General features: G+C 67.9%; 1 pseudogene. It reads left to right on the forward strand.

What is annotated here, in order from left to right:
- Window positions 1–366: pseudogene (locus AC1DN0_RS41585) on the forward strand (type VI secretion system domain-containing protein); the annotation flags it as partial.
- Window positions 367–420 lie beyond the last annotated feature (54 nt).

Raw genomic sequence — 420 nt, forward strand, 5'->3', positions numbered from 1 at the left:
CAAAAGCAGTGGCCGGAACTCCTCGACCGCGTCGAGCAGGCCTTCGCCGAAGGCGCGAATCATTTCTGGCTGGACTTGCAGTACTACGCCTTCACCGCCCAGGATCAGGCGGGTGGCGAGTATGCCCGCGCGCGCGACCTGCTCGCCACTGACTGTGCGCTGATGCTCGAACGCCTGCCCGGCCTCGATCAACTGGCCTTCACGGACGGCACACCGTTTGCGGATGACACCACATTGGCGTGGATTGCGCGCCATGCCACCGTACGCGATGTCGAGCGCGGCGAGCCCATGGTGCCGGTATCGGTCGCGTCCGCCAGCACCGACTGGGCGGAGACGGAAGCCCAGGCGGCGGACCTCGCCGCCCAATAGAGCCTCGATGCCGCGTTCGCCTGGTTGCAGGGCCTGCCGGCGCCGGACGGT

This window comes from Cupriavidus sp. 05N39, assembly GCF_056397325.1.